The 5,818-nt window shown below is 58.7% G+C and carries 8 protein-coding genes, 1 tRNA gene and 1 pseudogene; 1 reads left to right on the top strand and 9 read right to left on the bottom strand.

Translation table 11 applies throughout. The features are described from left to right. Window positions 1-201: 201 nt before the first annotated feature. The 4 genes and pseudogenes from istB to CR492_RS21575 all read right to left on the bottom strand — a co-directional run bounded on the left by istB (window position 202) and on the right by CR492_RS21575 (window position 2,966). Window positions 202-930 (bottom strand): IS21-like element helper ATPase IstB, encoded by a 729-nt coding sequence (gene istB / locus CR492_RS20030; RefSeq protein ID WP_102845473.1) that lies wholly within the window; start codon window positions 928-930, stop codon window positions 202-204. A gap of 9 nt (window positions 931-939) precedes the next feature. Then, window positions 940-2,055: pseudogene (gene istA / locus CR492_RS20025) on the bottom strand (IS21 family transposase); the annotation flags it as partial. A gap of 73 nt (window positions 2,056-2,128) precedes the next feature. Beyond that, window positions 2,129-2,205 (bottom strand) — tRNA-Arg (locus CR492_RS20020). Between the two features lie 647 nt (window positions 2,206-2,852). Then, window positions 2,853-2,966 (bottom strand): YdcH family protein, encoded by a 114-nt coding sequence (locus CR492_RS21575; protein ID WP_432431229.1) that lies wholly within the window; start codon window positions 2,964-2,966, stop codon window positions 2,853-2,855. A 352-nt stretch (window positions 2,967-3,318) separates the two neighbouring features. On the opposite strand from CR492_RS21575, the gene CR492_RS20005 reads away from it, so the two are divergent. After that, a complete protein-coding gene (locus tag CR492_RS20005; protein ID WP_102845470.1) occupies window positions 3,319-3,537 on the top strand; it encodes a YdcH family protein in 219 nt (72 codons plus the stop codon). A gap of 117 nt (window positions 3,538-3,654) precedes the next feature. Here CR492_RS20005 and CR492_RS20000 read toward each other — a convergent pair whose 3' ends face one another. From CR492_RS20000 to CR492_RS19985, 5 genes are read right to left on the bottom strand one after another with little or no spacing between them, the layout of a single operon-like run. Then, on the bottom strand, window positions 3,655-4,053 hold the full coding sequence (locus CR492_RS20000; protein WP_102845469.1) for a type II toxin-antitoxin system HicB family antitoxin: 399 nt from the start codon (window positions 4,051-4,053) through the stop codon (window positions 3,655-3,657). Between the two features lie 3 nt (window positions 4,054-4,056). Then, on the bottom strand, window positions 4,057-4,191 hold the full coding sequence (locus CR492_RS21285) for a type II toxin-antitoxin system HicA family toxin (RefSeq protein WP_432431228.1): 135 nt from the start codon (window positions 4,189-4,191) through the stop codon (window positions 4,057-4,059). Between the two features lie 38 nt (window positions 4,192-4,229). Continuing rightward, window positions 4,230-4,484, bottom strand: a complete 255-nt coding sequence (locus tag CR492_RS21280) for a hypothetical protein (RefSeq protein ID WP_245412192.1) — start codon at window positions 4,482-4,484, stop codon at window positions 4,230-4,232. Between the two features lie 14 nt (window positions 4,485-4,498). Continuing rightward, entirely contained in the window at window positions 4,499-4,819 is a 321-nt protein-coding gene (locus CR492_RS21275; RefSeq protein ID WP_245412191.1) for a hypothetical protein, read from the bottom strand. 3 nt (window positions 4,820-4,822) lie between these two features. Then, a complete protein-coding gene (locus tag CR492_RS19985; RefSeq protein ID WP_102845474.1) occupies window positions 4,823-5,281 on the bottom strand; it encodes a helix-turn-helix domain-containing protein in 459 nt (152 codons plus the stop codon). Between the last annotated feature and the right edge of the window lie 537 nt (window positions 5,282-5,818).

The following is a 5,818-nucleotide window of genomic DNA, read 5'->3' as shown; positions in this document are numbered from 1 at the left end:
AAGGCCAGATCACAAAGCTGAAGCTCGTGAAGCGCCAAATGTACGGACGGGCAAAACTCGATCTGCTCGAAGCCCGCCTTATCGGCGCATGTTGATCGACAGCTGCACCAAGAGTGCGTCAGAGCCCAAAAGGGACCCCTCTTTGGAAGCGTTCGCCCCGACGGACCTGGTCGGGTTTGCGCAGTCGGGGCGGACGTGGGCTCAGCGTCGATTCTTGAAGCGCCAGCTTTCGTTGCCGGTCTCGACGATCTCGCAATGGTGCGTGAGGCAGTCGAGGAGCGCGGTTGTCATCTTGGCGTCGCCGAAGACGGTCGGCCATTCGCCGAAAGCGAGATTGGTGGTGACGATGACGGAGGTGCGCTCGTACAGCTTGCTGATCAGATGGAAGAGGAGCTGGCCGCTGGCCTGGGCGAAAGGCAGATAGCCGAGTTCGTCCAGGATGATGAAGTCGAGGCGCGTCAGGTAATCGGCGATGCGGCCCTGGCGACCGGCGCGGGTCTCGGTCTCCAGGCGGTTGACCAGATCGACGACATTGTAGAATCGGCCGCGGGCGCAGCCACGGATCAGAGCGCGGGCGATCGCGATGGCGAGATGGGTTTTGCCGGTCCCCGTGCCGCCAATCAGCACGATGTTGCGCTGCTCGGCGAGGAACCCGCCGCTGGCGAGATCGCGTCCAAGCGTCTCGTTAATAGGCGTGGCGTCGAACTCGAAGTCGTCGACGTCCTTCGCCAGGGGCAGCTTGGCGATGGTGATCTGGTACTTGATCGAACGAGCCTGTTTTTCGTTTATCTCGGCCTTGAGCAGGTCGCCGACAATGCGCGGCGGCTCGTGTTCGCGCTTGATGGCGGTCGCCATGATCTCGTCGTAGGAAGCCCGCATGCCGTAGAGCTTCAGCGCGCCCATGATGTCGAACAATTCGGTGCGTTCCATTCAGTTGATCCTCCTCAGGCTGTCGTAGCGGGCGCAGTCGGCGACCGGGGCATGGCGCAACTTCAGCGCGTCCGGGGTGACGACGGTCATGGGCGGCGCAGGATCGCGCTTGCGGGCGAGAATGTTGATGATCACACTCGCAGAGCACACGCCGTTCTCGATCGCCTCCGCGCAGGCGGCTTCGACGGGCTCGAACCCGTCGCTCAGAACCGCGGACAAAATGGCGACCATTTGGCGATCGCCATCGCTGGACCTGCGTAATTTGCGCCGCACGCGCTCGATCGCCGCTGGGAGCACCCAATCCTTGAACGGCGCCCCGTTGCGCAATGCGCCGGGTTTTCGCGCCAGAACAGGCACATAATGCCAGGGGTTATAAGTCGTCTGTCCGCGCCCAAAGACGCGCGGATGCTCCGCGACGACCGCGCCATCCTGGCGAATGACGATGCGATCGGCATAGGCCCTGATCTCCACTGGTCGACCGACAGCGCCGGCGGCGACGGAGTATTTATTGGCGTCGAAACGAACCAGGCAGGTTTTTGAGACCGATGCTGGCGTCGCCTGAAAACCATCGAAGCGGCCGGGAACAGGAACCAATTTCGGTCGCTCATCCTCAAAAACCTGCCAAACGGTTTTATCGACAAGCTCCGGGTGCTTATGAAGCTTGGCGTAGGCGACGCACTTGTCGAGCAGCCAGGCGTTCATCTCGTCGTAGCTCTCCATCCGAAGCCGGAGCGTGAAGAAGCGCTCCCTCACGAGACCAACTTGATTCTCGACCTGACCTTTCTCCCAACCTGACGCCGGCGTGCAGGCGACTGGCTCGACAAGATAATGCCCGCACATTTGCGGGAATCGGCGATTGTAGGTGCGGTCCTTTCCGACGAAGACAGTCTCGACCGCGGTCTTCATGTTGTCGTAGACGCCACGCGCGCACGCGCCTTTGAAGAACGCGAACGCTCGGTCATGGGCGTCGAACACCATCTCCTGCGTCCCGCGTGGATAGGCGCGTACAAAGAACATTCGGCTGTGGCAGAGCCGGACATGGGCGACCTTCACCGTCGACGTGACGCCCCCGATCAGGACGATCTCATGGCTCCAGTCGAACTGATAGGCTTCGCCCGGCGCAAAGAGGGGTTTAGAACCGCTGCTTTGGCTATGCCTTTCAATATTTTAGCGGGATTCTTGTCCCATGATAGGGAAATGGCGCACCCGGCACGATTCGAACGTGCGGCCTCTACCTTCGGAGGGTAGCGCTCTATCCAGCTGAGCTACGGGTGCGTGAAACGGGGAACCTCTTCGCTGATTACGCCGGTCGACAATTCTCGGACGCAGCTAAAGCCGATCCGAGTTCGCCGACCACCTGATGGCCTTCGGCGCCTTCGCCGGAGTTTCCGCCGAGGTGGTTGCAAAGGGGCTGCAACGCGTCCTGTCAACGTCGATCAAAAACCTCGCTGTCTTAAACCTCTTCAGTTCGACGCCGAAATCGACATGCAAAAGGCCGCCACGCTGAGCTGTGGGCGCGTGCGCAGTAAATCCAAACGCGCTCACGGGCTCTTGCCACGGGCTTGACCGCGCGGCGTCGCCTTCATAGCCGATTTTGACGGCTCCCGCCAAGAGCCGTTTCGCTAAATTCGGGGCGGCCGTCTGCGGGCAATCGCAGCCCTTTGAAGTCCCGTCTGGCAAAGCCGACCGGCCCGAACCGGTCCCGGGCCTATGAGTCCGCCCCATATCGTGAGGCGCGCGCCTGCGAGCGCGAGCAAAACGACGGCAACCAAGCCGCCAGCGCAGGATTATTTGCCCCGGAGCAAGATAACAGCAGGAAAGAGCGCAGCAAACATCGCCCGGCGGCGCCGGCCGAACAAGACGCGCGCCCCTTTCCCGTTCACCTCTTGATCAGGGCACGAACTAATCTGCGATGGGAAAGCTTAATGTATCGTGGAGAAGGCTGGCTCGCCTCGAAGCTTCGCAATCTCATCTTTGAGCTGCAGCTTACGGCGTTTAAGTTCAGCAAGTTTCAACTCGTCAATTGCGGGGTGCATCAACGATTTTTCGATCTCACGGTCGAGCGCGTCATGGCGCTGTTCCAAAGCAGTCAAATGATTTTCGAGGGACATGCAGAACTCCTTGTTGAAGTCTTCGCATGGGGTCAGTGTGCCACAGGATTTCGATTTCGCGAAGGGCCTGGCGAAAATTTCGTGACGAGGCCGTGACGCTTTTTATGGCGCCTTTTCGTTTTTCAAGGGCCGGACGAACGCGACAGGCGCGCAAAAGACCCATTGACGCCAGTATGCGCAATGCCCCAAATCGACCCGGCTCCAAATCGACTTGGCTCCGGTCCGCGCCGGGTTCGCTGGAGCCGCCGATAGTCACGCCCTAAGGTTTTGAAAAAATATGCCGGATAAGCTAAGCGACGGCGAACGCGCCCCGTTGCAGGCCGAGCTTGAGCATTTGCGTCAGGAGCATCGCGATCTCGATGCCGCCATCGACGCGCTTCTTCATCTCGGGACGGTGGATCAGCTGCAGATTCAGCGCCTCAAGAAACGCAAGCTGTCCTTGCGCGACCGCGTGGCCTTCATAGAGGACCAGTTGACGCCGGACATTATCGCCTGAGTCGAACCGCAGCCGAAAATAAGGTCGATTCAAACGCCTGGGCCTCTTTCAGGCGATCGCTTGCCCCTCGCTTCCCGCTACGACGGCGCAGCCTTTGAACACCGGATAGCAGCCGAATCAGGCTTCCTCTCGGATAGCCTGCTTCGCTGCCTTCACGAGGAATCCAGATCGGGTCATCCCTTCACGCTCGGCATGCCGGTCGATCTCGCCGAGCACATCCTCGGGGATCGTAATATTGACCCTGACAGCCCGCGTCGCTGCGCGGGGAGCGGATACGAGGATTGCGACGCCGCTCCGGTTGTCATGATCAGCCATGACCTCTTCCAGTGAGGACGGTTCGGGAACGGCTTCGCCATCCTCGGCGAGCCCTTCCACATGAAGGTCCAGCGCCTCGTGGGCCATGGCCCTGGCTTCGTCGAGATCGCGGCCCACTGTAATGCAGCCCGGCAGATCGGGAAACGAGACGCCATAGTCGCTGTCAGCGTCCTTATGGATGAGGGCGATATACTGGCGCACTGGCTACCTCAATTTGAGACCGGACTGCTTCTCGATGCTTTTCAGCGTGTCTATCGGGACGTCCCGGCTTGGATGCGGAACTGTCACGCGACCCCGTCGCCTTATTGCCAGGCTCACCTGGCGCTCGCCTCTGGCCACTGCCGGGACGCGCCGTCGCCAACCAGTGCGATCACAGGCTAAAGCGATCGAACATGCGGTCTGAGTATGTCTGCGGTTTCCAATAGTCCGATAGCTTCCATATCCAATAACACAACCTCAGCCGTCTTTTCAGGCCTCTTGAACCGCTCTCGCATCCTTCGGATTGCTGCTACGGCGCGACCGGCGTCCAGAGCGATCGTGTCCGCGATGAAAGCGTCGGAAGAGCGCGCCTCGATGTTCAAGGACGCCAGCAACTCATGAGGAAAGTCTTTCAGGTTTTCTGTCACGATCATGGCGGCTTGCGTCTTCAGCGCCGCCGCAATGACATGAGCGTCGCCGGGATCGGGAAAGCCGTCGCCAACGCACAGGAATTGTCGAAGTCGTTTACCATGGCCTCTTCGAACGCGTCTTCCATAGCCTTCCGAGCACGTGCTGCGCTTTGAGACGCATCTTCCGCGCGTTTTTCAGTCAGCATTTTTTCGATCGCGTTCTGAGTTCCGGTCAGCACCTGCGCGGACCAGCGGACGCGGAAGAATTCCGCCTCCACCAGCGTCAGCAAGAGGTTTCGTTTTAGCGGAGATGCGAGAACGCAAGCATCTACAAACGCGGTGAAGCGATTGGCGAACAAGGCTTAGAAATACTCCGCGTCCAGTTCGGCAAGATCAGAAAGCGCATCGCTTCGCTTCGCATCTCGGGTCCGCTTATAAGCGAACAAATTCTCAGCTTTAATTCTACGATGGCGCCCAACCTTGGTATGCTCAATCTCGCCTTTGTCGCGGAGAGATATAAGAAAAGGACGAGAGACATTCAGAAGGTCGGCCGCCTGTTGTGTCGTAAGCATCTGACTGACTGGAACAAGCGTCACGGCGTCGCCGCTACCAATATGCCGTAGCAATTCCATCATTAAGCTGGATAGCGCCGGCGTAAGCGTAACTTCAAACGGCTCTTTGTTCTCTTCATCCAGCACGCGCAGCTTCGCGTCGCCAGCGGCTTGCGTAGCGAGTATTTGACGCAATTGGTTAGCAGCCGCCTTATCTTTGGGAGAAGGCAGTCGGCCGCCAAGCTCTTGGGCGCGAGCTGGCATGGTCATGATGATGCTTCGATGGAACCTATCAATATGCGATATTCGCAACAAACGCAACATGCGCAATATACGAAACAGACAAAAGTTCCGACGAGGCTTGCGGGAAAATGGTCGGCTTTACGAAAAGCTTTGAGGTTTGATGATAGAGCGGCGCACACCTGGGCGGACCCCATGCAATAGCGGGCGCTCGCTTCACAAGGAGCGGCAACAAAATTTCTTTGTGTGAGACAGCTCTGTGAGACGATCGACCTAAATAAGCTAAGCACTTGATTTCGTTGGAGCACCCAAGGGGAATGAACCCCTGTTTTCGCCGTGAAAGGGCGACCTCCTTTGGAGAACGGAGGTAGCCGACGCGTCGGGCCGACTTACGAGCTGTTCGAGAATGTTTAACAACTCCATAGGTCCGATCTGTGTGCTAGGTCCTGTTGACAAATAAGATTCCCAGTCCCGGCTTTCGGTGATTCAACGTTGCTTTCTCAGGGAGGCGGCTTTGATTCGGGACATGATGAGCGACGAGGAGTGGGCGTTCTTCGAGCCGTTTGT

The organism is Methylocella silvestris, assembly GCF_002891535.1.
Taxonomy (GTDB): Bacteria; Pseudomonadota; Alphaproteobacteria; order Rhizobiales; family Beijerinckiaceae; genus Methylocapsa; species Methylocapsa silvestris_A.
The sequence above is the reverse complement of the archived record's forward strand: the minus strand, read 5'-3'. Positions and strand labels throughout refer to the sequence as shown.

Bases quoted from the DNA above. Each gene is read 5' to 3' on its own strand.
- istB (WP_102845473.1), bottom strand. From the start codon at position 930: ATGGAACGCACCGAATTGTTCGACATCATGGGCGCGCTGAAGCTCTAC.
- CR492_RS21575 (WP_432431229.1), bottom strand. From the start codon at position 2,966: ATGCACCCCGCAATTGACGAGTTGAAACTTGCTGAACTTAAACGCCGT.
- CR492_RS20005 (WP_102845470.1), top strand. From the start codon at position 3,319: ATGCCGGATAAGCTAAGCGACGGCGAACGCGCCCCGTTGCAGGCCGAG.
- CR492_RS21280 (WP_245412192.1), bottom strand. From the start codon at position 4,484: ATGATCGTGACAGAAAACCTGAAAGACTTTCCTCATGAGTTGCTGGCG.
- CR492_RS19985 (WP_102845474.1), bottom strand. From the start codon at position 5,281: ATGACCATGCCAGCTCGCGCCCAAGAGCTTGGCGGCCGACTGCCTTCT.